The organism is Streptomyces sp. NRRL S-455, from assembly GCF_000717875.1.
Taxonomy (GTDB): domain Bacteria; phylum Actinomycetota; class Actinomycetes; order Streptomycetales; family Streptomycetaceae; genus Streptomyces.
This window is the reverse complement of record NZ_JOCT01000046.1, coordinates 1-22,422: the sequence shown is the minus strand read 5'-3', so window position 1 is coordinate 22,422 and position 22,422 is coordinate 1. Positions and strand designations below refer to the sequence as shown.

Annotated in this window: 24 protein-coding genes, 1 tRNA gene and 1 pseudogene; 15 read left to right on the top strand and 11 right to left on the bottom strand. The window is 72.2% G+C overall.

The features are described from left to right. Positions 1 to 63: 63 nt before the first annotated feature. The 6 genes from IE97_RS0136955 to IE97_RS0136930 form a co-directional block, all read right to left on the bottom strand. A complete protein-coding gene (locus IE97_RS0136955) occupies positions 64 to 549 on the bottom strand; it encodes a roadblock/LC7 domain-containing protein (protein WP_037845365.1) in 486 nt (161 codons plus the stop codon). Positions 550 to 587: 38 nt separating this feature from the next. After that, entirely contained in the window at positions 588 to 1,394 is an 807-nt protein-coding gene (locus IE97_RS0136950) for a hypothetical protein (RefSeq protein WP_030251555.1), read from the bottom strand. Further along, positions 1,391 to 1,798 (bottom strand): hypothetical protein, encoded by a 408-nt coding sequence (locus IE97_RS0136945; RefSeq protein WP_030251551.1) that lies wholly within the window; start codon positions 1,796 to 1,798, stop codon positions 1,391 to 1,393. The genes IE97_RS0136950 and IE97_RS0136945 overlap by 4 nt, the downstream gene beginning before the upstream one ends. 198 nt (positions 1,799 to 1,996) lie before the next feature. Then, positions 1,997 to 3,619, bottom strand: coding sequence for an ABC transporter substrate-binding protein (locus tag IE97_RS0136940; RefSeq protein WP_030251548.1), 1,623 nt, complete (start codon positions 3,617 to 3,619; stop codon positions 1,997 to 1,999). 5 nt (positions 3,620 to 3,624) lie between these two features. After that, positions 3,625 to 5,925 (bottom strand): hypothetical protein, encoded by a 2,301-nt coding sequence (locus tag IE97_RS0136935; protein ID WP_030251545.1) that lies wholly within the window; start codon positions 5,923 to 5,925, stop codon positions 3,625 to 3,627. Between the two features lie 182 nt (positions 5,926 to 6,107). Further along, positions 6,108 to 6,575: an MSMEG_6728 family protein gene (locus IE97_RS0136930; protein WP_030251543.1), complete on the bottom strand. Its 468-nt coding sequence runs from the start codon at positions 6,573 to 6,575 to the stop codon at positions 6,108 to 6,110. A gap of 252 nt (positions 6,576 to 6,827) precedes the next feature. On the opposite strand from IE97_RS0136930, the gene IE97_RS41170 reads away from it, so the two are divergent. After that, positions 6,828 to 7,802, top strand: a complete 975-nt coding sequence (locus IE97_RS41170) for a DUF72 domain-containing protein (RefSeq protein WP_078603534.1) — start codon at positions 6,828 to 6,830, stop codon at positions 7,800 to 7,802. Here the strand turns inward: IE97_RS41170 and IE97_RS0136920 are convergent. The 3 genes from IE97_RS0136920 to IE97_RS41165 all read right to left on the bottom strand — a co-directional run bounded on the left by IE97_RS0136920 (position 7,702) and on the right by IE97_RS41165 (position 12,928). Further along, positions 7,702 to 9,633, bottom strand: coding sequence for a copper resistance protein CopC (locus IE97_RS0136920; RefSeq protein ID WP_030251531.1), 1,932 nt, complete (start codon positions 9,631 to 9,633; stop codon positions 7,702 to 7,704). The two genes, IE97_RS41170 and IE97_RS0136920, sit on opposite strands and share 101 nt — an antisense overlap. A gap of 222 nt (positions 9,634 to 9,855) precedes the next feature. Further along, entirely contained in the window at positions 9,856 to 10,464 is a 609-nt protein-coding gene (locus tag IE97_RS0136915) for a GNAT family N-acetyltransferase (protein WP_030251528.1), read from the bottom strand. Further along, on the bottom strand, positions 10,457 to 12,928 hold the full coding sequence (locus tag IE97_RS41165; protein WP_030251525.1) for a penicillin acylase family protein: 2,472 nt from the start codon (positions 12,926 to 12,928) through the stop codon (positions 10,457 to 10,459). The genes IE97_RS0136915 and IE97_RS41165 overlap by 8 nt, the downstream gene beginning before the upstream one ends. Before the next feature lie 80 nt (positions 12,929 to 13,008). On the opposite strand from IE97_RS41165, the gene IE97_RS0136905 reads away from it, so the two are divergent. From IE97_RS0136905 to IE97_RS43540, 4 genes are all read left to right on the top strand, one after another. Continuing rightward, entirely contained in the window at positions 13,009 to 13,731 is a 723-nt protein-coding gene (locus IE97_RS0136905; protein ID WP_030251522.1) for a siderophore-interacting protein, read from the top strand. A gap of 46 nt (positions 13,732 to 13,777) precedes the next feature. Then, entirely contained in the window at positions 13,778 to 14,371 is a 594-nt protein-coding gene (locus IE97_RS0136900) for an HhH-GPD-type base excision DNA repair protein (protein WP_030251519.1), read from the top strand. 476 nt (positions 14,372 to 14,847) lie between these two features. Further along, positions 14,848 to 15,192 carry a hypothetical protein gene (locus tag IE97_RS0136895; RefSeq protein ID WP_030251516.1) on the top strand — a complete coding sequence of 115 codons (345 nt, stop codon included), beginning with the start codon at positions 14,848 to 14,850 and terminating at the stop codon, positions 15,190 to 15,192. 109 nt (positions 15,193 to 15,301) lie between these two features. Next, positions 15,302 to 15,436 carry a hypothetical protein gene (locus IE97_RS43540; protein WP_267881821.1) on the top strand — a complete coding sequence of 45 codons (135 nt, stop codon included), beginning with the start codon at positions 15,302 to 15,304 and terminating at the stop codon, positions 15,434 to 15,436. Positions 15,437 to 15,554: 118 nt separating this feature from the next. Here the strand turns inward: IE97_RS43540 and IE97_RS41840 are convergent. Beyond that, positions 15,555 to 15,647, bottom strand: a pseudogene (locus IE97_RS41840) (helicase HerA-like domain-containing protein); the annotation flags it as partial. A gap of 204 nt (positions 15,648 to 15,851) precedes the next feature. On the opposite strand from IE97_RS41840, the gene IE97_RS0136885 reads away from it, so the two are divergent. Next, positions 15,852 to 16,148: a type II toxin-antitoxin system VapB family antitoxin gene (locus IE97_RS0136885; RefSeq protein WP_003991361.1), complete on the top strand. Its 297-nt coding sequence runs from the start codon at positions 15,852 to 15,854 to the stop codon at positions 16,146 to 16,148. A 121-nt stretch (positions 16,149 to 16,269) separates the two neighbouring features. Then, a complete protein-coding gene (locus tag IE97_RS0136880) occupies positions 16,270 to 16,887 on the top strand; it encodes a LytR C-terminal domain-containing protein (protein WP_030251513.1) in 618 nt (205 codons plus the stop codon). Positions 16,888 to 16,894: 7 nt separating this feature from the next. Here the strand turns inward: IE97_RS0136880 and upp are convergent, their stop codons facing one another. After that, complete coding sequence (gene upp, locus IE97_RS0136875) at positions 16,895 to 17,530, bottom strand: uracil phosphoribosyltransferase (RefSeq protein WP_030251510.1); 636 nt, start codon at positions 17,528 to 17,530, stop codon at positions 16,895 to 16,897. A 130-nt stretch (positions 17,531 to 17,660) separates the two neighbouring features. Here upp and IE97_RS0136870 point away from each other — a divergent pair, with 130 nt between their 5' ends. The 8 genes from IE97_RS0136870 to IE97_RS0136835 all read left to right on the top strand — a co-directional run bounded on the left by IE97_RS0136870 (position 17,661) and on the right by IE97_RS0136835 (position 22,209). Then, positions 17,661 to 17,921 (top strand): hypothetical protein, encoded by a 261-nt coding sequence (locus IE97_RS0136870; RefSeq protein WP_030251506.1) that lies wholly within the window; start codon positions 17,661 to 17,663, stop codon positions 17,919 to 17,921. A 276-nt stretch (positions 17,922 to 18,197) separates the two neighbouring features. Next, a complete protein-coding gene (locus IE97_RS0136865; protein ID WP_030251503.1) occupies positions 18,198 to 18,737 on the top strand; it encodes a hypothetical protein in 540 nt (179 codons plus the stop codon). A gap of 56 nt (positions 18,738 to 18,793) precedes the next feature. Further along, positions 18,794 to 19,225 carry a tRNA adenosine(34) deaminase TadA gene (tadA, locus tag IE97_RS0136860; protein WP_030251500.1) on the top strand — a complete coding sequence of 144 codons (432 nt, stop codon included), beginning with the start codon at positions 18,794 to 18,796 and terminating at the stop codon, positions 19,223 to 19,225. A 74-nt stretch (positions 19,226 to 19,299) separates the two neighbouring features. Beyond that, a tRNA-Ser gene (locus tag IE97_RS0136855) sits at positions 19,300 to 19,384 on the top strand. Positions 19,385 to 19,500: 116 nt separating this feature from the next. Beyond that, the gene (locus IE97_RS0136850; protein ID WP_030251497.1) at positions 19,501 to 19,677 is read left to right on the top strand and encodes a hypothetical protein; all 177 of its coding nucleotides are present in this window, start codon (positions 19,501 to 19,503) and stop codon (positions 19,675 to 19,677) included. Then, positions 19,677 to 19,970 carry a Dabb family protein gene (locus tag IE97_RS0136845; protein ID WP_030251493.1) on the top strand — a complete coding sequence of 98 codons (294 nt, stop codon included), beginning with the start codon at positions 19,677 to 19,679 and terminating at the stop codon, positions 19,968 to 19,970. The genes IE97_RS0136850 and IE97_RS0136845 overlap by 1 nt, the downstream gene beginning before the upstream one ends. A gap of 183 nt (positions 19,971 to 20,153) precedes the next feature. After that, entirely contained in the window at positions 20,154 to 20,987 is an 834-nt protein-coding gene (locus IE97_RS0136840) for an RNA polymerase sigma factor SigF (RefSeq protein ID WP_199807061.1), read from the top strand. Positions 20,988 to 21,300: 313 nt separating this feature from the next. Next, positions 21,301 to 22,209 (top strand): RNA polymerase sigma factor SigF, encoded by a 909-nt coding sequence (locus IE97_RS0136835; RefSeq protein ID WP_030251485.1) that lies wholly within the window; start codon positions 21,301 to 21,303, stop codon positions 22,207 to 22,209. The last annotated feature ends 213 nt before the right edge of the window (positions 22,210 to 22,422 follow it).

Below are 22,422 nucleotides of genomic sequence, written 5' to 3'. Positions count from 1 at the left end.
GGTGGTGCCGGCCCTGTGGGTCCGGGCCTGTGCTGAGCTGTGGTGCGGCCAGTGGCGCGCGGTCTACTCGCGGGTTCGGTCGGCCCGTGGTGACGGGGTCCGTACGGGGAGAGGGCCGCCCGTGACGGTGGGGGTGGGAGTGGCGGGCGGCCGGCCGGGGGTGCGGTCGGGCTGTTGAGCGGCGACCCGCAGCAGTTCGCCGATTCGGTTGCCGGAGCGGCGTCCTTCCAGGTGCAGCCGGCCGACGTTGACCCGTCCCTCGGCGACCAGAGTGAGCACGGCGGACGAGCCGGCGGCGTAGGTGGCCACGTAGCCGTGCGCGCCGCGGACGAGGAGCTCGCGGAAGTCGCCCTGCCCGGTGGCGTCTGTGAGCCGCAGCGCGACGCCCTGGGCGGTCGCGGTGAGGGCGGCCAGCCCCTCCGGTTGCACCCCCCGTATGTCCTGTGCCAGCACGAGGCCGTCGACGCTGGCGGCGAGCGCGCCGGTCAGTCGTGGCAGGCGGGCCCGGAGGCTGTGCAGTTCGTCGAGGACTTCCGCCTCGGCCGCCATGAGCTGTCTCCTCTCGGCGCGCTGTCTGATCCCGCGGATCACAGGGCCTCCAATGCGTTCTTGATTCGGCGCAGCAGGGCGATGTCGTGGCCGGCCGAGGTCTCCGGAATGCGCGCGGGCGTGGGGGCGGGGCGCGGTGGCCGCCGGGCCGCGGCCACGATGCCGGCGGCGGCGAGACGGCGGACGTCGACGAGCGTGTGGAAGGCGGGCCGGCCGAGGAGATGAGAGATGTCGGATGCCGTTCGCGTCCCGTCCACGTGCTCGAGGACCGCGCGCTGACGCCGCGGCACGGGTGTGTCGAGCGGGAGCCGGGTGCGTACGAGCGGCTGGGAGTCCGTCTCCTCCTCGGGCCAGATCTCGTGCAGCAGCTCCCGCCGGCGCACCGTCTCGCGCCGTACCGCGTCGACGGGCACGGGGCGCACCGCCCCCAGCCAGTGCGCGACCCCGTGCCGGAACCGGGCCGGGCCGCCACCCGGCCCGAGCACGAAGAACGCCGCGTCGTACAGCGCCCCGAGATGGCACAGTTCCAGCGCGCCCTCGGGGAAGAGGCCGCTGTCCACCAGGAAACGGCCCACCCGCTGCTGGGGCCCCGCCGCGGTGAGTGCCTCCGACCACTCCTCGGCGGACAGGGAGCCGCCCGCGGTGAGCAGCACGTCGAGACCGGGCGTGTGCGGGCTCTCCGCGTGGATCACCTGGCCGTCGGCGAGATAGAGAGTGCCGCGCTCCCGCATGAGGGAGCCGGTCGCCCTCTCGCCGACGAGCCGGTCCAGCATCGGCGAGCCGGGCGGAGCGGTGCCGGGACTTCGCCGGGGGGTGTCGGAGGAGAGCGTCCGCACAGTGGTCATCCCAGTACGAGCTGATGCGCCAGGTCTCGCAGCCGGATGCGGGCCAGTGCGAGGTTGCCCTCGGCGCGGCCGAGCCACAGATGCAGGAAGACGCTGCTGTCGAAGGTGGTGCGGACGAACTGGAGGAGGTGGTAGCTGTCGCGGTTGCTGACGATCAGGTCCTCGACGGGAGTGTCGTCACCGGACCCGCCGGACCAGTCGGAGCCGTCGGCCGGGGCGAAGGACTGGTACTCCGCCGCGATCCGGGCGAGCTCCGCCGCCTCGGCCGCCGCGACCTCGTGGTCACCGCCCGGGGACTCCCCTGCCGTGCCCAGGGCCAGGCCGCTGGTCCAGTCGACTACGGCGGCGCCCCGGGCGCCGGGCAGCTTCATGGCCTCCAGCAGACACTCGTCAATCCCGGACAACGAGGACTCCCCTCCCGGTGTGCGTCGAAGGAATCATGCAGAACCTAGACTCCGTATGTGGAGCAATGGTGACTACTTCGTCAAACTGCCGTGGAATGTGAGACCGATGGGTAGCTTCGGTTGATTGTTTGAGGGATCGTCAGGCGGCTTGTGTCCGCGTGTCCGCGGTGTGCCCGGCCGTGCCGCGCACGCACCCGTTCAGGGCGTGTCGCTCGGGATCACGCAGTTCTTCGGCTGCGGTGTGCCCGTCGGCCAGCCCAGGCCGACGAACTTCAGGGTGCCGGGGCCCTGCCGGCCCGGGTCGAGTTCGACGATCGCGGCCGGTTTGTCGTAGGCGTTGCCGCCTGTGGTGAGGCAGATCAGGCCACTGGTGCCCTGGACCCGGTGGCGGGACTGGAGGAGGGGCCACTGGCGGCCCACGTCCTCGAGCGTGGGGACGGTGCTCTCGGGAGCACCTCGCTGAGCCTGGTGGAGTGCCTTGCCGATGGTGATCAGGCCGTCGTGGACGAGCATCGTGCGGGAGTCCTCCAGCGTCGGGGTGGAGCCGAGCTTCGTGCCCTCCTTCGCGGTCGTGTAGATCTGCTTTCTGAGGGTCTCCAGGGCCGCCTTCGGCTCGGTGAGGTACTGAGGGAGGTCCTGGGCGGCCGGCTCTCGTTCGTGGGTCGCCCTGTACTTCTTCGTCCAGGCCGTCAGTTCCGTCGTCCAGGCGTCGGGGTGGGCGGGGGCCGCGTACTGGACCGTGACCTTCGGGCGGCCGTCGTCGCCGCGGAGCTTCGCCCAGTCCTTCTCGGTCATGTCCTGGCGCAGGGAGGCGGCGTCGGAGCCGCTGATGATGGTGTAGTGGCGGTTCTTGCAGCCGACCTGAGCGAGTTTCAGGGCGAAGATGCGCAGGTGGAGGGTGCGGCCGGCGAAGTAGACGGTGTCGGCCTCGGAGTCGCAGATGTTGTTCGCCGTCTGGGTGAACTGGTTGCCCGTCGAGCCCGCCTCGTCGATCGAGGGGGACTCGAAGGACATCGCCGCGGGGCCGGCCGGGCCCTTCTCCTCGATCCTGCTGAAGGCCCTTGCCAGCGACTCGTTGTAGCCGTCGGGGCGCTTGTCGTAGACGAGGACCGTCTTGAGGTTCTGCCGGCCCCGCTCACCGTTGAAGTCGGCCAGGGCCCGGGCCGCGTCGTTGTTGGTGGGGAGGATGCGGGCCAGGCCGGGGAAGCGGAGCTTCGCCATGCCGTCCGGACGGTCCTCGTTGGCGATGCGGTCTCCGCTGATGCGGGCGGCGAGGACCGGGACCTTGTTCTCCGTCAGGCGTTTCACGGCCGTCTCCGTGGCGGTGAGGCTCAGGTTGAAGCCGGTGACCGCGCGCAGCCGGTCCTCGGGGGAGGCGGCCATGCGCAGCAGGGTGTCGACGACCTTCGCCTGACGGCCGTAGTCCTGCCCGGGGTTGGCCAGCACCAGGCGGATCTTGGGTGGCTCGCCCTCGCCCTCGTTGGCCTGCCGCTGTCCCAGGTACGCGCCCTGGAGGTCGCTGCGCATCTGCCGGCGCAGGGCCTCCCGGTCCGACTGGAGCGGCAGCATCATCGCCACCGTGACGTGCGGCTGCTTCTCGATCCGCTGGTTCTCGCGGGCGATGGCCCGGGCCACGTCGGTGATCTCCGAGTTACCGAAGTCGTAGCCCTCGCCGTTGACTCCGATGCACTCGTCGTCGATCCGTTCCACACCGTCGGCGCAGGTGTCCGGCTTGCGGATGAGGGAGGTGGTCAACGCGACGCCGGCGACGATCGCCACCGCGGCCAGCAGGGAGTAAAGGATCTTCCGCCATCTGGGCATGCCCGTCATCTCCTTCGCCGGAGCTGCTCGGTGCAGGTGCAGCGCAACAGGGGTTGTTCGTTCTCCGCGAGTCCGCTCCACTCCGTCGCTGTCCTGCTCAGCCGGCCCGCGCCCTCGAAGTCCATGATCGAGAGCAGGTCCAGCAGCTTGGCCAGGGTGCGGGCGGTCTCCTTGCCGGTGGGCCGGGTCCGCTCCTCGCACAGCCACACGGCGTGCAGCAGCTGGTCGACGGTGCGGCGCAGGGGCGGTCCGTCCGCGGTGACCAGGCCCTGGGCGCGGTCCCGCCGGGCGTCCGCCCCGCCCGGGTAGGGGGCCTGGGCGATCTCCAGGAGGTCCGCGCACCACTCGCCGGGGCGGCCGGGGAGGGTCGCGGCGAGGTGGCTGACGACGTCGTCGGCGCCGCCCGAGACCAGGTGGTGGTTCATCTGGTGTGCGGTGAGGGAGCGGAAAGCCCCGTCCCCGTTCGGGGACCCGGCACGGCTCAGGGACCCGGCACGGCTCAGGGACCCGTCACCTCCCCGGGGTCGGTCGCCTCTCAAGGGCCCGTCGCCCGATGCCCCATTGCGTGCGGCCCCGTCGCCCTGAACCCCCTCCTCCCCCGCCGCTCTCCGCGCGTAGTGGTCGCGCAGCAGGTGGTGGTCGGCGTACCAGGCGGCGCCGTCGGGGCGCAGTCCGTACAGCCGGTGCACCAGCAGCTGGCGGAGGCCGAAGTCGCCGATGAAGTGGCGTTCGCAGGTGGGCCATCCGGTGTCGGTGAGCAGCTGGGAGACGTGATGGGCGGTCAGGTGGTGGACGTGACCCGACTGGTGATGGCGGAGCAGGACGTCGGCGCACTCCGTGTCGTGGGCCACGGACAGGTGGGTGAGGAGGTCGAGCCAGTGAGCGTGGTGCTCGGTCGGGAGCCGTACCGGTAACTGGTCCAGGACCAGTTCCCGCAGGAGCACGTCGGCGACGGGGCTTTCGGTGGCGTCGTCGCCGGGGAGGCCGGGCAGTCGTAACGGGGCGTCCAGGATGTCCCGGTCATTGGCGTCCGCCGGCATGCGGAAGGCGGCCGCGGCGGCGGCGAGGCGGATCACCGTGTGCGGCCGGCCGCCGCTCAGCCGGGCCACGGCGGCGTCGATACGGCGACGGTTCGTGCCGCCCTCCGGCTCCGCGTGCTGCTGTCTTCGCACCGTCTCCCGGCGGAGCTGGTCGCCGGTGAGCAGGGGCATCCGCAGCAGGAGCACGCCGTCGGCCAGGGGGGCCCGGTCGGCCGCGTCGCTGCGGCGGGACCAGGCGGGCGGTGCGCCGTCGGCGGGGCGGTACTCCGCCGGGGGCGTCACCTCCTGCGGCGGGAGGCCGCCGTGCAGGAAGGCCCCGCCGTCCGGGCGGCGTGCCGTGCCGATGATCACCACGCGGTCGCGCTGCCCGGCCCGGCGGTCGGTGAGCACGGCGCGCAGCAACTGCTCGCCCAGGGGCGACTCGGCGTGGTCCAGCAGCAGGCCCGGGCGGCCGACCCGGCGCAGCCAGCCGGAGGCCGAGGAGTATGACGCCTCCAGGTCCTCGCGCAGAGCCCGGAAGAGGAAGCTTTCCGCGACCTCCCGTGCCTCGCCGCCGGCCCGGAAGTCGGCGGCGAGGATGCGCAGACCGATCCTGGGCTGGCCGGCCGCGCCGGGATACGCGCCGTAGACCCGCTCCAGCTCCGCCCTGCCGCGCGGGGCCGCACGCTCGAAAAGGGCGTCCAGCAGGGCGTTGCTGACGGCCGTCGAGTACACGTTGTCGAGCATCTGCCCGGACAGGCTCATCAGCAGGTTGCGGATGGCGCCGTGCAGCACGCCCCGCCAGAAGTCGCCGGTGACCAGTCCGCGCAGGCGTTGCCGCTGGGCCAGGCCCTCGTACCGCTCGGCCTCCGTCGCGACCGCCTCGGGCGTGCCCTCCGTGACGCCGGTCGCGATCATGGCGAGCCCCGCGAAGAGGCGCGGAAAGGCGAACGAGCCACCCGTTCCCTGCCAGGTGCCCAGCCGCCGGGCCACCTCCACCAGGGCCTCGGTCGCGGCCGAGCGGGCGCCCGGCTCCGGGTCCGCGCGGTCCGCGTACACCGGGGCGGCGCAGTCCAGGTGGATCACCGGCACCTTGGCGGCGAAGCGGTCCCGCACGGCGCGCAGCAGCCGGCCCTTGCCCATGCCCGGGCCGCCGGTGAGCAGCACCACGGGAAGGTCGGGGCCGTACAGCGGATCCCGGCCGGCACCCGAGGGCGACCGGCCGAGCAGACGGGCGAAGAAGCCGTCCTCGTCGAGGAGTCTCTCGAACCCCAGTTCTTCACACACGGACCCCCCTGGAGTGCCTGCCCGCCCCGGGGGGCGGGTGACCCGTGACCGATGTGCCAGAAAAGATCCAGTGGAGCACGGAACCATCCGGTCGGACAACAGGGGCTGCACGGGGAGGAGTTGCGAATATTCCGGCTTCGACCCCGGCTACGGGCCGGCTTCGACCCCGGCTACGACACCGCCTACGACTCCCGGTCCGAGGCGGGCCAGACGTAGGGGAGGTCGTCGGGGACGTCCGGGAAGTGCCCGGTGTAGGCCGTCGGGTCCTTGCGGACCAGGGCGGAGCGGTGGCTGCGGTGGAAGGAGTCGTCGCCCAGCCAGGGCGGCAGTTCCCCCTCGGCCGCGAGGACCGGCTGGTCCCGGACCGGCGCGTGCGGGCGGGTGGCCGCCAGGTCGGCGACCAGGGTGGCCGCGCAGCTGTCCTGGTGGCCCAGTTCGCGCCAGACGCGGCAGATCTCCAGCCCGTAGCGGACCAGCGCCTCCTCGTACCCGGCCCACATCCGCACGGCCGGGTGCCGGCGCCACCCGTAGTCCGGCACCACCAGGCCGCGCAGGACCTGCAGGGCCTCGACCCGCTGTTTGCCGAGCCGACGGCGGTCCAGGACCAGGGCCGACTCCCGGAAGCCGGGGTAGGGGAGGAAGGTCTGCATGCCGTGTGGCTCCTCGCGGGAAGTTCTCCTCGTCCGGTGGCACCGATCACCGGTCACAGGTCACAGGTCACAGGTCGCCGGTCACCGGACCACAGCACCTGGGCCGCGCGGCGGCAGGTCGTTCGCCACGAGTACCCCTGTTTGCCCTGATGTGTAGCGGTGGCAATGCCGGGCAGACGGCCGCGACGGACGGTCTCGCGTCGGCCCCCGGGCGCGAGCCTGCCGGTGCCCGGCCCGGGTAACCGCTCCCCCATGGGCGAGATCCTCGTGGGCACGTGTTCCTGGACCGACCGGGCGCTGGTCGGCAGTGGCTGGTATCCGCCGGGGCGGCGGGACGCCGAGGGGCGGTTACGGCACTACGCCGAGCGGTTCCCGGTCGTCGAGGTCGACGCGTCGTACTACGCACTGCCGAGCGAACGGAACAGCCGGCTGTGGGCCGAACGCACACCGGACGGGTTCGTGTTCGACGTCAAGGCGTTCTCGCTGCTCACCGGGCATCCCACCAGGGAGGCGGTGATGCCGGGCGGGCTGCCGGCCGATCACCGGGACCCGGCGGTGCTCGATACGGTGTGGGACCGTTTCCGCGCGGGGATCGAGCCGCTGCGGCAGGCCGGACGGCTCGGGAGCGTGCTGTTCCAGTTCCCGCCGTGGTTCCGGCCCGGGCAGCGGGCGGAGACCTTCCTGGGGGAGTGCGCGGAGCGGACGGACGGGTGGCCCGTCGCCGTGGAGTTCCGGCATCCCTCGTGGTGGGAGCCGGACCGGGCGGAGAGCACGTGCGCGCTGCTCGCCCGGTACGACATGGCCGCGGTCGCCGTCGACATGACGCAGACACTCCCCTCCTCCGTCCCGCCGGTCGCCCCCGTCACCTCGCCCCGGCTGTCCGTGGTGCGGTTCCACGGACGCAGCACCGCATGGGGGACCGGGAGCAAGGAGGACCGGTTCCGGTACGGGTACGGCGAGGACGAACTCGCCGAGTGGCTGCCCCGGGTGCGCCGGCTGGCCGAGCGGACCGAGCAGGTCCACGTGCTGTTCAACAACTGCTGCGGCGACGCGGCCGTTCGCGCCGCCGAGTGCATGACGCGGCTCCTCGACCGCGACGCCCCGGCGGGGACGACACCGGCGGTGCCTAGGGCACGATCCGCACCTTCCTCGACACCGTCACCTGGTCGACGTCCGACACCCGAACGGTCGTCTTCATCGTCCAGGTCCCGGGGAGGGGCAGGTTGACGGAGTTGGTGCCCCAGTAGCCGCCCGCGTCGGTGAGTTCGGCGTCGATCGGGCCGATCTTCCGGGACGGGAGGGTGAAGGTGATACGGACTTCGGGGACGATGATCGGGCCCTCGTCCGCGCCGTGGACCACGGCCTGGACACCGTTCACGCCGACGCGGGCCGGATCCAGGGTGACGTACACCGAGCCGCGGCTGGAGAGGGTGTTTCCGGTGCTTCCCCCCATGTCGAAGGGCACCACCGTGAGGGAGGTGGGCGGCAGCGCCCCCACCGGTGCCTGCTGTGCCGCCTCGGCCTGCGCACGGGCGGGCAGCGTGGTGGTGAGAAGTGTCGTGATCAGCAACACCACGGCGGCCACGGCCACTTCGACCAGGACGGAGCGGCGCAGGCCGCGTCGCTGGGCGTCCGTGTCGCCGGACTCGACCGCCGGTCCGTCGGGTGCCGGTCCGTCGGGTGCCGGTCCGTCCGGCGCTGGTCCGTCAGGCCTCGGCCCGTCGGGCATGTGCGCGTCCTCCGGCTGCCCGGGTTTCCCGGATTCCCCGGTCGGCCGGGATTCTCCGCCCGGCCCGGGCTCCCCGGCCCCGGCCCGCTCGGTGACGTCCGGAGGGGGCGGGGCGCCGACCGGCTGCGGGACGCGTTCCGGTACGGCCGTCCGGACGGCGACGGCCACCGGTGCCGCGAGGCGGGCGGTCCAGCGCCTGGAGTAGCCGGCCGCCATCAGCAGCACGGTCACCGCGACCAGCTTGGCGAGCAGCAGCCTGCCGTACGACGTCCCGCTCAGCGCGGAGAGGGAGCCGAGGCCCCGCCAGGACTGGTAGAGGCCGGTCAGGGCCAGGACGATCACCGAGGCGAAGGCGATCCCGGAGAAGCGGGGCACGACCTCCCGCAGCACGTCACCGGAGGCTCGGCGCATGGTCAGAAGCAGTGCCACCAGGCCGCCGAGCCAGACGCCGGTCGCCACCAGGTGCAGCACCGACGACGTCATCGCCAGCGGCACCTGGATCCCGGCGGAGGCGTGCTCGGCCGCCGCCCAGGTCAATGCGAGCGCCACGGCCAGGGCCGCGCCCGCCGCGAGCACCACGGGCTTCTGCCGGTCACGGCTCCTGGCCAGCCGGACGAGGAACACGGCGGCCAGCAGCAGGATCACCAACCGTGCCAGCAGGGCCCAGCCCGGGCGGCTGGTCAGGGTGCGGACGAGGGCGGAAGCGTCGAAGGCCGCGACCGGGCCCGCACCCGCTTCGTACGGGGCGCGCAGGAACAGCAGGACGACCGTTGAACCGAGCAGCGTCCACCAGGCGCTCACCAGCGGCCTGCGCAGCGCGGACGTGTCCGCCGGCCGGCACAGCAGCGCGAACGCCACCGTGCCGACGAGCAGCGCGGCGGCGAGGTAGGCGAGGTAGCGAGCGGCGTCGTAGAGGCCGCCGGTCAGCGGGTCCTCGGACGGGCCGGTGTCGATCTGCGCGCTCGTCGCGGTCCGTTTGCCGACGGAGAAGGTGAACGCGCCGGAGACCGGGTGACTGTCCGAGGACACCACCCGCCAGGCCACCGTGTACGTGCCCTGCGTGAGCTTCCCGGGCAGTCCGACCCGGGCCGTGTCGGAGCGGCCGTCCGCGTGCTGCGCCTCGCCGGTGCGCACGCGGCGCTGGTCCGGGCCGAAGATCCGGAACGAGTCGTCGAGCAGGCCGACGGACTCGGTGAAGGTCAGGGTGACTTGGCGGGGGGCCTGCTTGACGACGGATCCGTCGTCGGGGTCGGAACCGCGGAGGGCGGCGTGGGCCGAGGCGGGGGTTGCTCCTCCGAGGAGCAGTACCAGCACGGTGCCGAGCAGCACCAAGGCTTGTAGTCGCCGGGGGTGTCCGACATCGCGCTCCTCGTTCCGCCGCTGGTCCACGTGGGTCTCCGGGGTTGGGCTGTACGGCTCGGCGTTATGTACGGACGGGATCGGTGTAGTGCTCACCGAGGAGGGAGCGTCCGTGGAGGTCGAACAGGTGTCGTGGGCGATGAGTGGGCGACCGGGCAGTCGGGCAGTTGGGCGATGACGTCGCCGGGGGCGTCACCCGGGGAAGAGCGTCTGCCGGTCCAGGAAGGCGAGCTGGGCCTTCTTCTCCGGCAGGTACACGTCCGGGAGGTCGATCTCCGGCAGGACGACCACCGGCCCTTGTGTGAAACCCAGCTCGAGGAAACGGGTGACCGCCTTCTCGTTGCGCACGTCCGGGTCGACGACGACCCGCCGGCGGTCCAGGCCCAGCAGGACGTATTCGGCGATGGCCGCCACCAGCCGGGCGGTCCAGCCGGAGCGTGCGCCGCCCGGGCCGGCCGGGGCGATCAGCAGGTGGATGCCGATGTCGCCGGGGCGGACGTCGTAGCACTCGCTGACGCGGTCCGCCTCGGGCTCGTAGGTCTGCAGGAGCGCGACCGGTTCACCGTCCCGGACGAGGAGGAAGGCGTGGTGGGTGGTGAGCGTGGCCATGTGGGCGTAGATGCCGGCCACCTGCTGTTCGGTGAGGCCGTTCATCCCCCAGAAGACGGCCCGGTCCTCGCTCACCCAGCGGTGGACCACTCCGGAGTCGGCCTCCGGGTCCAGCGGCAGGATGCGGACGGTGCCGAAGCCGTCGGTCAGCTGCTCGTGGACGGCCGTTCGGGAGGCGTACAGGTCAGACATCGGTCTCCTTCTTCAGCAGGGCCCAGTCGGTGACGACCGGGACGAGTTCTCCGCCCAGCCACAGGGAGAGCTGGTCACGGTGGTGGGGCGAGCCGGGGACGCCCGAGGCGCCGAACGGCACCACCCAGCGGCTGTCCTCGCGCCGGGCCAGGTCCCAGACGTAGCGGGCGGCCGGGCCACGTGCGGCCAGGTCGGTGAGGCCGGGCACGCCCGAGGTGCACAGCACGCAGTCGTGGTCACCGGACAGGCCCGGTTCGTCGTACGGGGTCTCCGGGTCCAGCGCCCGCCAGGGGGCGAGCCGGTGGGTGTCGCCCCAGACACCGGCGGGTGGCTGTGCTGCCACCTCCTCGACCGCCGCGCGCACGGCCGCCGGCCGGTCGACGCCGTACAGCTCCTCGGCCCGCAGCAGGTGTTCCAGGGCGAAGCCGACGCGCGGGAGGAGGGCCAGCCAGGGCCGGAACACCTCGGGGTACGGCGGCGGGGTCGCGAGTGCGGCGAAGGCCGGGTGTGCCGCGAGTTGCCGTACGACGGCGCCGCGCACCGCCGCGTAGTGGGCCGCGTCGGCGCTGCCCGCGTCCATACGGCGGTCCCAGGCGAGGAGGCGGTCACGGAGGGCGGAGGCCTCGGGGGTGAGGTCGTCGAGGGCACGGAGGTGGTCCAGGAGCGGGGACGCGGAGGCGAGATGGGTGTCGGTGTGGATCGCGGGCATGTCGGCGGCGGACCAGCGCTGCCGGCCGGCGAGCAGCTCGGCGATGCGGTCGGCGCGGTGCGGCGGGGCGAACTCGACACCGAGCGGTTCGGCCGGGCCGCGCTGGTTGGCCATGACGGCGACGCCGTCGGTGAGCCCGGCACGGGGTGACTCGTGCCAGCCGTGCCAGTCGTGACCGGGCTCCCAGGCGGGCACCAGGCGGACGCGGTTGGCCTCGGCGCGCAGCGGCACCCGTCCGGCCACGCGGTGCAGTACCCCGCCGTCGGTGTCGGCGGCCTGGACGACGTTGACCGGCTCGGCCCACCGGTCGAAGGCCTCGTCGACGTCGGCGACCCGGCGGGCCCGCAGCAGCGGCAGCAGGGCGCCGAAGCCGAGGTCTCCGGTGACGCGGGGCGGGTAGCGCAGGCTGATCGCCAGGGGCGGGGCGGCGGGGTCGGCGGGGTCAGCGGCATCAGCCACATCGGCACGGCCGACCGCATTGGCGGCACCGGCAGCACCACCAGGGCTGGCTGCATCAGCGGTCCCGATCGCATCGGCTGCACCGGTAGTGCCGGCAGGGCCAGCTGCACCGGCCACACCGGCAGGGCCGGCCGCATCGGCACCACCGGCAGGGCCGGCCGCATCGGCACCACCGGCAGGGCCAGCTGCATCGGCCACACCGGCAAAGCCGACCGCATTGGCGGCACCGGCAGCACCACCAGGGCTGGCTGCATCAGCGGTCCCGACCGCATCGGCCGCACCGGCAGGGCCGACCGCACCGGCAGGGCCACCCGGACCCGTCGAGTCCCCCCGAAGGCCCGCCACCGCCACATCCACCAAATCCCCGTCGATACCCTCGGGCCCTCCGATGACCACCGGCCCCCGGTCGGTCTCGATCACCTCGACCTCGACGGGCTCCTCGCCCGCAACCTCGATGACCTCCGTGTGCCGGGCCGCCCGGCGCCAGACCCCGTCGGGCCCGAGGGCCTCCACGCCCGCGCCGGTGCGCCGCAGCCGCTCCCGGTACAGGTCCTGGTAGTCGGACATGGCGTTGGTGATGGCCCAGGCGACCGTGCCGGTGTGGCCGAAGTGGGCGATGCCGGGGACGCCGGGCACGGCCAGGCCCACGACGTCGAACTCGGGGCAGGACAGGTGAATCTGCTGGTAGACGCCCGGGTCCTCGATCCAGCGGTGCGGGTCACCGGCGATGACCGCCCGCCCGGTGACGGTCCGCTCCCCGCTCACCAGCCAGCCGTTGCTGCCGGAGGTGCCGGGGCCGTCGGTGGCGAAGAGGCCGACCGCGTCCGGACCGAGGTGGGCGGCGACCTGCTCGCGCCAGAGCTTGGCCGGGAACCCGGCGAAGAGGATGTGGGTGGCGAGCCAGACGCCGAGCGGGGTCCAGGGGTGCCAGTGGCCCGGGACGAGACCGGTCCGGGCGAACTCGGGGGCCGCGTCCGCTCCTTCCGCCAGCCCCTCGTTCACCCCGTCCACGTACGCCCGCACCCACTGCGCCGTCTCCGGTTCCCGTCTCTCCAGGCCGTCGAAGCAGCGTCTGGCCGTGTCGTCGAGTCCGGCCCGTCTGGCGAACCGGTCCCAGGCCAGGGCGCTCGCGCCGAGGAAGGAAGCCGAGGTGCCCTCGGCCCGGTGCCGCTCGGTCTCCATCTGCCAGGCCCGGTCGCGGGCGGTGACCAGGCCCTGCGCGTGGGCGAGTTCCGTCGCGCTGCCCGCGCGCAGATGCGGAATGCCCCAGGCGTCGCGGTAGATCTCGATGGCCACCCTGCCCCCCACTTTCCTTTAGGTTAGCCTTGCCTAAGCCAAAGCTGTGGCCGGAATCGTACGCGAAGGGCTGGAACGCGATGGGGCAGGGGCGGGGTTGGGAGGGCGCGGTCCTCAAGCTGCTGCGCGCGAAGGATTTCGAGTTCACCGTGACGGACGCCGAGGACGTCACCCCGGACTACCGTCGGCTGCGCTTCACCGACGGCGGTCTGCTCGCGGCGGCCGACGTGCACCCCACCATGTGGGTCCGCCTCTGGTTCGACAACGCCGGCAGGCCCCACCAGCGGGCCTACACCCTGGTCGACCCGGACCCCGACACCGGAACCTTCGCCCTGGAGTTCGCCCTGCACGAGGGGTGCGCCAGTGACTGGGCCCGGGCGGCGAAGCCGGGCGACACCATCGAGGCCACCGTCCAGGGCACCGGCTTCGAGTACCCGAGCCCGGCGCCCTCGCACGTCTTCGCCGTCGGCGACCCGGCCTCGCTGCCGGCCATCAACTCCCTGCTGGACGCCCTGGGTTCCGCCCCGGCCACCGTCTGGTTCGAGGGCGGCGACGACGACCTGCCCCACCGCACGGACCCCGACAGGCACGAACTGCGGGCGGTGCCGCGCCGGGACTCAGGGGCCCATCTCGTCGACCGGGTGAAGAAGGATCTGCCCGGCCTGCTCCAGGGCACCTCCGACCCGTACGTCTGGATCGCCTGTGACACGGCGACGACCCGGACACTCGCGGCGTACGTCCGCAAGGAACTGGGCCTGCCCAAGCAGCGCGTGCACGCCCTGGGCTACTGGCGCGCCACCTGAGCGGGCTCGGGACGCGGCCGGACCCGCCCCGGGGGATGATCGGGGCATGGACGTCACTCTTCACCTCGCCCAGGACCCCGAAGCCGACGCGCTGCTCGGCCGCAGTCCGCTCGCCGCGCTGGTCGGGATGCTGCTGGACCAGCAAGTCCCGATGGAGTGGGCGTTCAAGGGTCCGGCGACGATCGCCCAGCGGCTCGGCGCGGACGACCTGGACGCGCACGAGATCGCCGCGCACGAGCCCGAGGCCTTCGCCGCGCTGCTCTCGCAGAAGCCCGCGGTGCACCGCTACCCGGGCTCCATGGCCAAGCGGATCCAGCAGCTCTGCCAGTACCTCGTCGAGCACTACGACGGTGACGCCGAGGCCGTCTGGAAGGACGTCGCCACCGGCAAGGAACTGCTGAAGCGGCTGGCGGAACTGCCGGGATTCGGCAAGCAGAAGGCCCAGATCTTCCTCGCCCTGCTCGGCAAGCAGCTCGGCGTGCGGCCCACGGGGTGGCGGGAGGCGGCGGGCTCCTACGGGGAGCCGAAGTCCTTCCGCTCGGTCGCCGACATCACCGGCCCCGAGTCGCTGGCCAAGGTGCGGGCGCACAAGCAGGAGATGAAGGCGGCGGCCAAGGCCGCGAAGGCGGCCGGCACGTAGCGGCCGGCACGTAGCGGCCAGCACGTAGCGGTCGGCACGTAGCGGTCGGCAAGTAGGCGTCAGCCACGTGGCCCGCCCCAGGTGGCGGGCCCCTCAGGCCGGGTCCAAACATGGACCATGACCGAGCCACCGAGCGGCTCCCCCCGGGAACCGGAGCGAGCCCCTTCCCACGGCCCCGCCCCGCGCCCACCGCAGGGACTGGAACTCCACGTCCCCCGGGGCCCGGGCCGGGACGGCTCGCGACTCTCCCGGGCCGCACGGCACGCCGCCCCGGGCACCGGTTCCCCCTCACCCGTGTCAGGGCTCCCGCTCCTGGCCGGTCGCCGCCCCCGCCGCGGCCGGCGGCTGCCCGCCGCTCGCGGCAGGCGTCGTAGGGACCGTCGCGGTTCCACGCTCCCGGGCCCCCGCAGGCCGGAAGGGCGAATACCGCCGCGCGTGGGCCCGAACGCCCCGCTCACCACGGGGAACGACCTCCCGTGAGCCCCGCACCGCGGCCGGCCTCCCGCGGCGCACACCACAGCGCGTGGCTGCGGGTGCTCGTCCTGCTGCTCGCCCTGCTCGTGGCCGCCTGTCCCGCGTATGCCGAGGCGCACACCGGGCCGACGGCCACCGTCTCCGGGGAGAGCACGGCCGTCGAGTACGAAGCCCTCGACGCCGCCCTGCGCCCACCGGCCAGGTTCGCCCACCGCGCCGCCGTCCCGCCGCGCCCCGCACTGCCCTCGCCCCCCGGGCCCGCCCACGCCGCCCGGCGCCGGGTGCCCGTACCGCCGGGCCCGTCGCTCGACCCTCGTCCCCTGCGTTCCGAGGTGCTGCGCTGCTGACCGTGCTGACCGGACCGGACACCGGTCCACACAGCGGCGCCGGCCCGAAAAGGGCACGGAGCACACGCACAAGGCACAACAAGGCACAAGGAACGACGAGGAACCAGCCATGTACGAAGACCCGTACGCGGTCATGCGCGCCCTGCTGCGCGCCGAGGCCGCCCGCAGCACCTCCAAGAAGCCCCAGCCCGAGCGGGACGCGCGGAAGCCGCAGCAGTCCCCGAGGGAACGGGAGCGCGGCTGACCGATCCGCAGCGGCGGAGGCCGGTCGGCCACCGGACTAACGAACGCCTCCGCCGCCCCGAAGGCAGCCTGCGCGACCGGCCCCATCAGGATCGGGGTCTGCGTCGCGAAGAGGACGCCCCTTTCGAGCGAATCAGGCGAACGGTCCGCGTGACCGAGTCCGCGAACGCCTCGGAGGCGTCGTCGAAGAGCGGGTGGGCCTCGTCGAGGAAGATCCTGGGTCCGGTTCAGCCGCAGCACCCTTGGAGGGCGGCCGCACGGGCGGACGCCTCGGGAGCAGCGGCCGGTGGCTGGCCTCACGGTCAGGCATATTCACGCCTCTGTTCCCGGTTCATACCGCCTTGTGGGCTTTTTTTCAGCGTCGCACTCCGCCGTCACGGCTGCGCCCGGAAGGTCCTGCCCGGTAGGCTTTCCGTGTGATCTTCAAGCGCATCGGAAACGGCCGGCCGTACCCCGACCACGGCCGGGACAGCACCCGGCAGTGGGCGGACGTCGCGCCGCGCCCGGTCCGCCTCGATCAGCTCGTGACGACGAAGCAGCAGCTCGACCTGGAAACCCTGCTCGCCGAGGACTCGACGTTCTACGGCGACCTCTTCGCGCACGTCGTGAAGTGGCAGGGCGACCTGTACCTGGAGGACGGGCTGCACCGCGCGGTGCGGGCCGCGCTCCAGCAGCGTCAGGTGCTGCACGCACGCGTGCTCGAGCTCGACTGACCCTCCCCGGTCACGCGTTGGCCCTTTCGGGTTCCGCCGGGCGATGTCGAATGATCATCTAGTAGGCATCGTCGCCCGGGCGCACTACGCTGCGCTCATGAGCATGCTGACTCCCCCCGGCATGGGCGGCAAGTACCGCATCACGGGCAACAAGCACCCCCGGATGCGCCGGGCCCGGCGGCGCGGCAGGCTCGCCGTCCTGGTCGTCGCCTCCGTGGCGGTGCTCGGCGTGGGCGGCTGGGGCACGCTGCAGCTCATCGACGTCTTCACCGGCGGCGGCAAGAAGGCCTCGGCGGCCGGCACGGGGAAGGACTGCGCCCCCAGGACCAAGGCGAGCCCCAAGCCCAGTGCCAAGGCCCTGCCCGCCCCGCGCACCATCAAGGTCAACGTCCTCAACGCCACCACCCGCAGCGGCCTGGCGAAGAAGACCGCCGACGAGCTGAAGAAGCGCGGCTTCAAGATCGGCGACGTGGGCAACGCCACCAAGGAGTACGACAAGAAGGTCAAGGGCGCCGGAGTCCTGCTCGGCCCCGCCTCCGCCCTCGACACGTCACTGCCCGTCCTCGGCACCCAGCTCCCGGGCGCCGAACGGCGTGCCGAGGCGGCCCGTGAGGGCACCGCCGTCGACCTCGTCATCGGCGACGCCTTCAAGGGGCTGGCGAAACGGGCGGACGCCGACCGGGCCCTGACCAAGATGGCCGAGCCCGAGCCGGCGCCGTCGTCGAAGAAGAGCTGCTGAGAGGGGCCTACTCGGCCGCCCCGTACATCCGGTCCCCGGCGTCACCGAGGCCCGGGACGATGTAGCCGTGCTCGTTGAGGCGCTCGTCGACCGACGCCGTCACGACCGTCACCGGCGTGCCCGCCAGCTCGCGCTCCATGACCTCGACGCCCTCCGGCGCGGCCAGCAGCACCACGGCGGTCACATCGTCGGCGCCGCGCCGTATCAGCTCCTGGATCGCCGCGACCAGCGTGCCGCCGGTGGCGAGCATCGGGTCCAGCACATACACCTGACGGCCCGACAGGTCCTCCGGCATACGCGTGGCGTACGTGGAGGCCTCGAGCGTCTCCTCGTTGCGGATCATGCCGAGGAACCCCACCTCGGCGGTCGGCAGCAGCCGGACCATGCCGTCCAGCATGCCCAGTCCGGCCCGCAGGATCGGCACCACCAGCGGACGCGGGTGGGACAGCTTGACGCCCGTGGTCGCGGCCACCGGCGTCTGGATGTCGACCTGTTCGGTGCGCACGTCGCGCGTGGCCTCGTAGGCGAGCAGGGTGACCAGCTCGTCGGCCAGACGGCGGAAGGTCGCTGAGTCGGTGCGCTGGTCGCGCAGCGTGGTGAGCTTGTGGGCGACCAGGGGGTGGTCGACGACGTGGAGACGCATGTCCACAACAGTAACCGGGCCGGATGACCCGGCGGCACGGCGAGCCCACCGTCCGGCCGCCACCCGTTCGCAGGCGTCAATCCGGCCGTCCGGGGAAAACGGGAGGGACGGACTGGGGGTGGTGAACCTGATGCCCGAACGGCATTCCCGACATGCCCCGTCGCCGCGCGCACAGCCCGGGACGGGCCAGGAGACCGGCCGGACGGACAGGCCGGACGGAACGGATGGGACGGACGGGACGGACGTGTCCGACGCCGAGCGCCGCCGGCGCCGCGCCCGGTTCCTGCGCGACCTCGCCGAGGCCCGGGAACTGCGCGACCGCGTCCAGCCGCGCCGCGCCAAGGTGGCCCGGCTGCGGCACGCCATGCGCATGCGTACATTCCGCTGGTAGGAAACGAGTGAGGAAACCCCCGGGGAAGATCACGAACCGCGGGAAATTCTTCGCGGGTGACCGTGCGTGGAGCAGGGGAAAGCCGCGTACGATCCGCACGTGGTGGCAACGAGCGTGCGAGCGGAACCGCTGGACACAGGGAGTGGAAGACATCCCCTGAACGCCTTGTTTCTGCCACGATTCCGGGTGGGTGGGGCTCGGACGAGCACTCCCCGCCCGTAACCTCCGCCGGGGGGATCCCCAACCGGCACGCCTATGACCAGTGGGAGAGTCACGGTGTACTTCGCCGCACTGCTCGCGCGCACCGAAGACGGGTGGGAAGCGAGCGACACAGAGCTCGACGATGTGGAAACCCTGTCGGATCTGGCCGACCTGGCCCGTGAAGCCTCCCCCGACGAGGACACGGTGCTCGTGCTCATCGAGCAGGAGGACGCCTGGTTCGGTGTGGTCCGCGTGGACGGCGAGGAGGACCCTCGCATCTACGTCTCGGACGCCGCCGCCGCTGCCCGCAGCAGCTACGGCGAGATCCTGCTCACCGACGAGCTGCTCGGCCGGGACCCGGACGACGGGGACGACCTGGACGCCCTCGACCTGGACGGCACCGAGGACGGTGAACCCGACGAGGACGACGAATCCGGCGACGTCGCCGGTGCCGCCGGCTCCGCCGAGGCCGTGCCGCACGGCCCGGTCGGCGACGCCCGGATCCTCGACGACCTCGGCGTGAGCGAGAAGGAGCTGCGCTCGATGGTGACGGACGCCGTCAACGAGATCGCCGAGTCCCTCGGGGCCTCGGAGACCCTGGAGGCCGTCCGCTGACCGCTCGCACCATCCCAGGGCCGCCGGACCCGGTACGCGACCCCTGGCGGCCCGCGATGCGACTCGCCCTGGACGAGGCCGCCGAGGCCGTCCGGGGCGGGGACGTGCCGGTCGGCGCGGTCGTGCTGGCCCCGGACGGCACGACCGTGCTCGCGGCCGGGCACAACGAACGGGAGGCCTGCGGCGACCCGACGGCCCACGCGGAGGTGCTCGCCCTGAGGCGGGCCGCCGCCGCACTCGGCGCGTGGCGGCTCGCCGGCTGCACCCTCGTGGTGACGCTGGAGCCCTGCACGATGTGCGCGGGCGCGATCCAGCAGTCCCGCGTCGACCGGCTCGTCTACGGCGCCCGCGACGAGAAGGCCGGCGCGGCCGGCTCCCTCTGGGACCTCCTTCGCGACCGGCGGCTCAACCACCGGCCCGAGGTGATCGAGGGCGTCCTCGCCGAGGAGTGCGCCCGAATGCTCACCGAGTTCTTCCGGAGCCGCTGAATCCGCAGCCGCTGAATCCGATGCCGTGAATACCGATTTCGAAGCAGGCCGCCCCTTGCTGTAAGGTCTCCCTCGGTAGCGTGTCCGAGCGGCCGAAGGAGCTCGCCTCGAAAGCGAGTGTGGCGCAAGTCACCGAGGGTTCAAATCCCTCCGCTACCGCTTGGGAAGGGCCCCGTCGTCAGACGGGGCCCTTCGTACGATCTGCCCCTTCGGGTCCTCGGCTCTTCGTGCGATCATGTGCGCTGCATGAGGCATCGGTGATATGGGAGGCCGCGATGGCGGTGAACGCGAAGAAGATCGCCGTCTATCTGCTCGTGGTCTTCGCGCTGTACGTGATCATCACGGACCCGGACAAGGCCACCGGCTACGTCGGGATAGGGTTCCAGGGCATATCGGACGCCGTCCAGGCCCTCGGCGACTTCGCCACCTGGGTCGCCAACGGAGGAAAGTGATGATCCGCCATCTGGTCCTCTTCAAGCTCAACGAGGGCGTCGGGCGCGACGATCCCCGGGTCGTGAAGGGCGTCGAGGCGTTCCGCTCCCTCGACGGCAAGATCCCCGAGCTCCGCTTCTGGGAGCTGGGCTGGAACGTCAGCGACCGTCCGATCGCCTACGACTTCGCCATCAACTCGGCCTTCGACGACGCGGACGCGCTGCGCCGGTACGTGGAGCACCCCGACCACCAGGCGGGTGTCGCGCTGTGGCGGGAGTTCGCCACATGGGTGATCGCCGACTACGAATTCTGAGTTCTGGCACGCTCCGCCGAGCTGAGTCCCGAAGCGTGGTCTCGAGCCCCCGTCGTACCGACGGGGGCTGTTGTTTTACCCCTCAACACGTAGTTATGGGGTGCTTGCACACAGTGCGCATCTCTTGTGATGCTATGACCGTTTTTAGTGGAAGCATGGACGGATGCGTTGACGGATGACGAGGTGGAGTTGACCGTGCTGGCCAGTACCGCACCTCAAGCACCGTCCTCGGAAGCGGCCCCTCGGCGCAGCAGCCGTGGCGCCGACACTCGCGCCCTCACGCAGGTCCTCTTCGGTCAGCTCAAGGAGCTCCAGCCGGGCACGCCGGAGCACGACCGGGTGCGTGGGGCGCTCATCGAGGCCAATCTGCCGCTCGTGCGCTACGCGGCCGCCCGTTTCCGCTCCCGCAACGAACCGATGGAGGACGTCGTCCAGGTCGGCACCATCGGGCTCATCAACGCCATCGACCGCTTCGACCCGGACCGGGGCGTGCAGTTCCCGACGTTCGCCATGCCGACGGTCGTCGGCGAGATCAAGCGGTACTTCCGGGACAACGTCCGTACGGTCCACGTGCCGCGCCGGCTACACGAGCTGTGGGTGCAGGTGAACAGCGCGACCGAGGACCTGACGACCGCGTTCGGGCGGTCCCCGACGACCGCGGAGATCGCCGAGCGGCTGCGCATCACCGAGGACGAGGTGCTGTCCTGCATCGAGGCCGGGCGGTCCTACCACGCGACCTCGCTGGAGGCCGCGCAGGAGGGTGACGGGCTGCCGGGGCTGCTGGACCGGCTCGGCTACGAGGATCCCGCGCTGGACGGGGTGGAGCACCGGGATCTCGTGCGGCATCTGCTCGTGCAACTACCCGAGAGGGAGCAGCGGATTCTGCTGTTGCGGTACTACAGCAACCTCACGCAGTCCCAGATCAGCGCGGAGCTCGGCGTCTCGCAGATGCATGTCTCGCGGCTACTCGCGCGTAGCTTTCAGCGGTTGCGGTCGGCGAACCGGATCGACGCGTAGTCGGAACCGGGTCGGGGCGTCGCCGGAAACAGGTCGGGGCGTAACCGAAAACCTGATCGACAGGTAACCGGGGCGAGGGAATCGCAGGTCAGGGCGGTTGCCGACAGATCGGTGCCGACAGGGTGTCAGACCCCTTGCTTGCAGGGCGGATTCGCGTCTCAGATGTCGACATGTCACTACGGCGTGTTGCCGACATGTGACATTCTGCGGGAAGCGCGTTTGCCGGGGCTTCGGCGCCGGTATTCAGGTGAAGGCTGCGTTCCTCAGACGGGGGGCGTTCGCCGCGACCGTCCCGCGACCCAAAGGGGGTGGCATGTCCGCAGAACAGGGCAGCTCGAAGGTGCTCACGCTCGCGGAGAGCGAGTCAGCTCCCCATGCTCTCGACACACTCGGCCCCATCGAAGACGTTCCGGCCGAGCTCGCGACCGAGTCCGCCGCCCCGACCATCCCGGCCGCGGGCGCCATCGACACCCGCACCCTGTCCCGCTCCCTGTTCCTGCGGCTGGCCGCGCTCGACCAGGACAGCCCCGAGCGTGCGTACGTCCGGGACACGCTCATCGAGCTCAATCTGCCGCTCGTGCGGTACGCGGCGGCGCGGTTCCGGTCCCGGAACGAGCCGATGGAGGACATCGTCCAGGTCGGCACGATCGGGCTGATCAAGGCGATCGACCGGTTCGACTGCGAACGGGGCGTGGAGTTCCCGACGTTCGCCATGCCGACGGTCGTGGGCGAGATCAAGCGGTTCTTCCGCGACACGTCGTGGTCGGTGCGGGTGCCGCGCCGGCTTCAGGAGCTGCGGCTCGCGCTGACCAAGGCCAGTGACGAGCTGTCACAGAAGCTGGACCGCTCTCCGACGGTCACCGAGCTCGCGTCCGTGCTCGGGGTGTCCGAGGAGGACGTGGTCGACGGGCTGGCCGTCGGGAACGCGTACACGGCGTCCTCGCTGGACTCGCCCGCGCCGGAGGACGACGGTGGCGAGGGCTCGCTGGCGGACCGGCTGGGGTACGAGGACACCGCGCTGGAGGGTGTGGAGTACCGGGAGTCCCTGAAGCCGCTGCTGGCGAAGCTTCCGCCCCGTGAGCGGCGGATCATCATGCTGCGGTTCTTCGCGAACATGACGCAGTCGCAGATCGGCGAGGAGGTCGGCATCTCACAGATGCACGTCTCGCGTCTGCTGACGAGGACCCTGGCGCAGCTGCGGGAAGGCCTCATCTCGGACTGACCGCGCGGTGCGAGTGCCGCGCCGCCGCCTGCCTGCCTGCCTGCCGCTCGTCGGTGGGCAGGCGGGTCTGGTTCTGCGCGGAGCGCCAACGGTTTCGTGGTGGGTCGGGGCCGCGCCGGGGGGTGTCCGTCCTCGGAACGGCGCGATGGGGTCGGAGATCAATTGACTGTCCGTTGACGCGCCAACCAGCTGCGGGCGGACACCCCCCGACAC

Coding starts and splice junctions, on each gene's coding strand:
- IE97_RS0136955 (WP_037845365.1), bottom strand. CDS start 549: ATGGCGGCCGAGGCGGAAGTCCTCGACGAACTGCACAGCCTCCGGGCC.
- IE97_RS0136950 (WP_030251555.1), bottom strand. CDS start 1,394: ATGACCACTGTGCGGACGCTCTCCTCCGACACCCCCCGGCGAAGTCCC.
- IE97_RS0136940 (WP_030251548.1), bottom strand. CDS start 3,619: ATGCCCAGATGGCGGAAGATCCTTTACTCCCTGCTGGCCGCGGTGGCG.
- IE97_RS0136930 (WP_030251543.1), bottom strand. CDS start 6,575: ATGCAGACCTTCCTCCCCTACCCCGGCTTCCGGGAGTCGGCCCTGGTC.
- IE97_RS41170 (WP_078603534.1), top strand. CDS start 6,828: ATGGGCGAGATCCTCGTGGGCACGTGTTCCTGGACCGACCGGGCGCTG.
- IE97_RS0136915 (WP_030251528.1), bottom strand. CDS start 10,464: ATGTCTGACCTGTACGCCTCCCGAACGGCCGTCCACGAGCAGCTGACC.
- IE97_RS0136905 (WP_030251522.1), top strand. CDS start 13,009: ATGGGGCAGGGGCGGGGTTGGGAGGGCGCGGTCCTCAAGCTGCTGCGC.
- IE97_RS0136900 (WP_030251519.1), top strand. CDS start 13,778: ATGGACGTCACTCTTCACCTCGCCCAGGACCCCGAAGCCGACGCGCTG.
- IE97_RS43540 (WP_267881821.1), top strand. CDS start 15,302: ATGTACGAAGACCCGTACGCGGTCATGCGCGCCCTGCTGCGCGCCGAG.
- IE97_RS0136880 (WP_030251513.1), top strand. CDS start 16,270: ATGGGCGGCAAGTACCGCATCACGGGCAACAAGCACCCCCGGATGCGC.
- upp (WP_030251510.1), bottom strand. CDS start 17,530: ATGCGTCTCCACGTCGTCGACCACCCCCTGGTCGCCCACAAGCTCACC.
- IE97_RS0136870 (WP_030251506.1), top strand. CDS start 17,661: ATGCCCGAACGGCATTCCCGACATGCCCCGTCGCCGCGCGCACAGCCC.
- tadA (WP_030251500.1), top strand. CDS start 18,794: ATGCGACTCGCCCTGGACGAGGCCGCCGAGGCCGTCCGGGGCGGGGAC.
- IE97_RS0136850 (WP_030251497.1), top strand. CDS start 19,501: ATGGCGGTGAACGCGAAGAAGATCGCCGTCTATCTGCTCGTGGTCTTC.
- IE97_RS0136845 (WP_030251493.1), top strand. CDS start 19,677: ATGATCCGCCATCTGGTCCTCTTCAAGCTCAACGAGGGCGTCGGGCGC.
- IE97_RS0136835 (WP_030251485.1), top strand. CDS start 21,301: ATGTCCGCAGAACAGGGCAGCTCGAAGGTGCTCACGCTCGCGGAGAGC.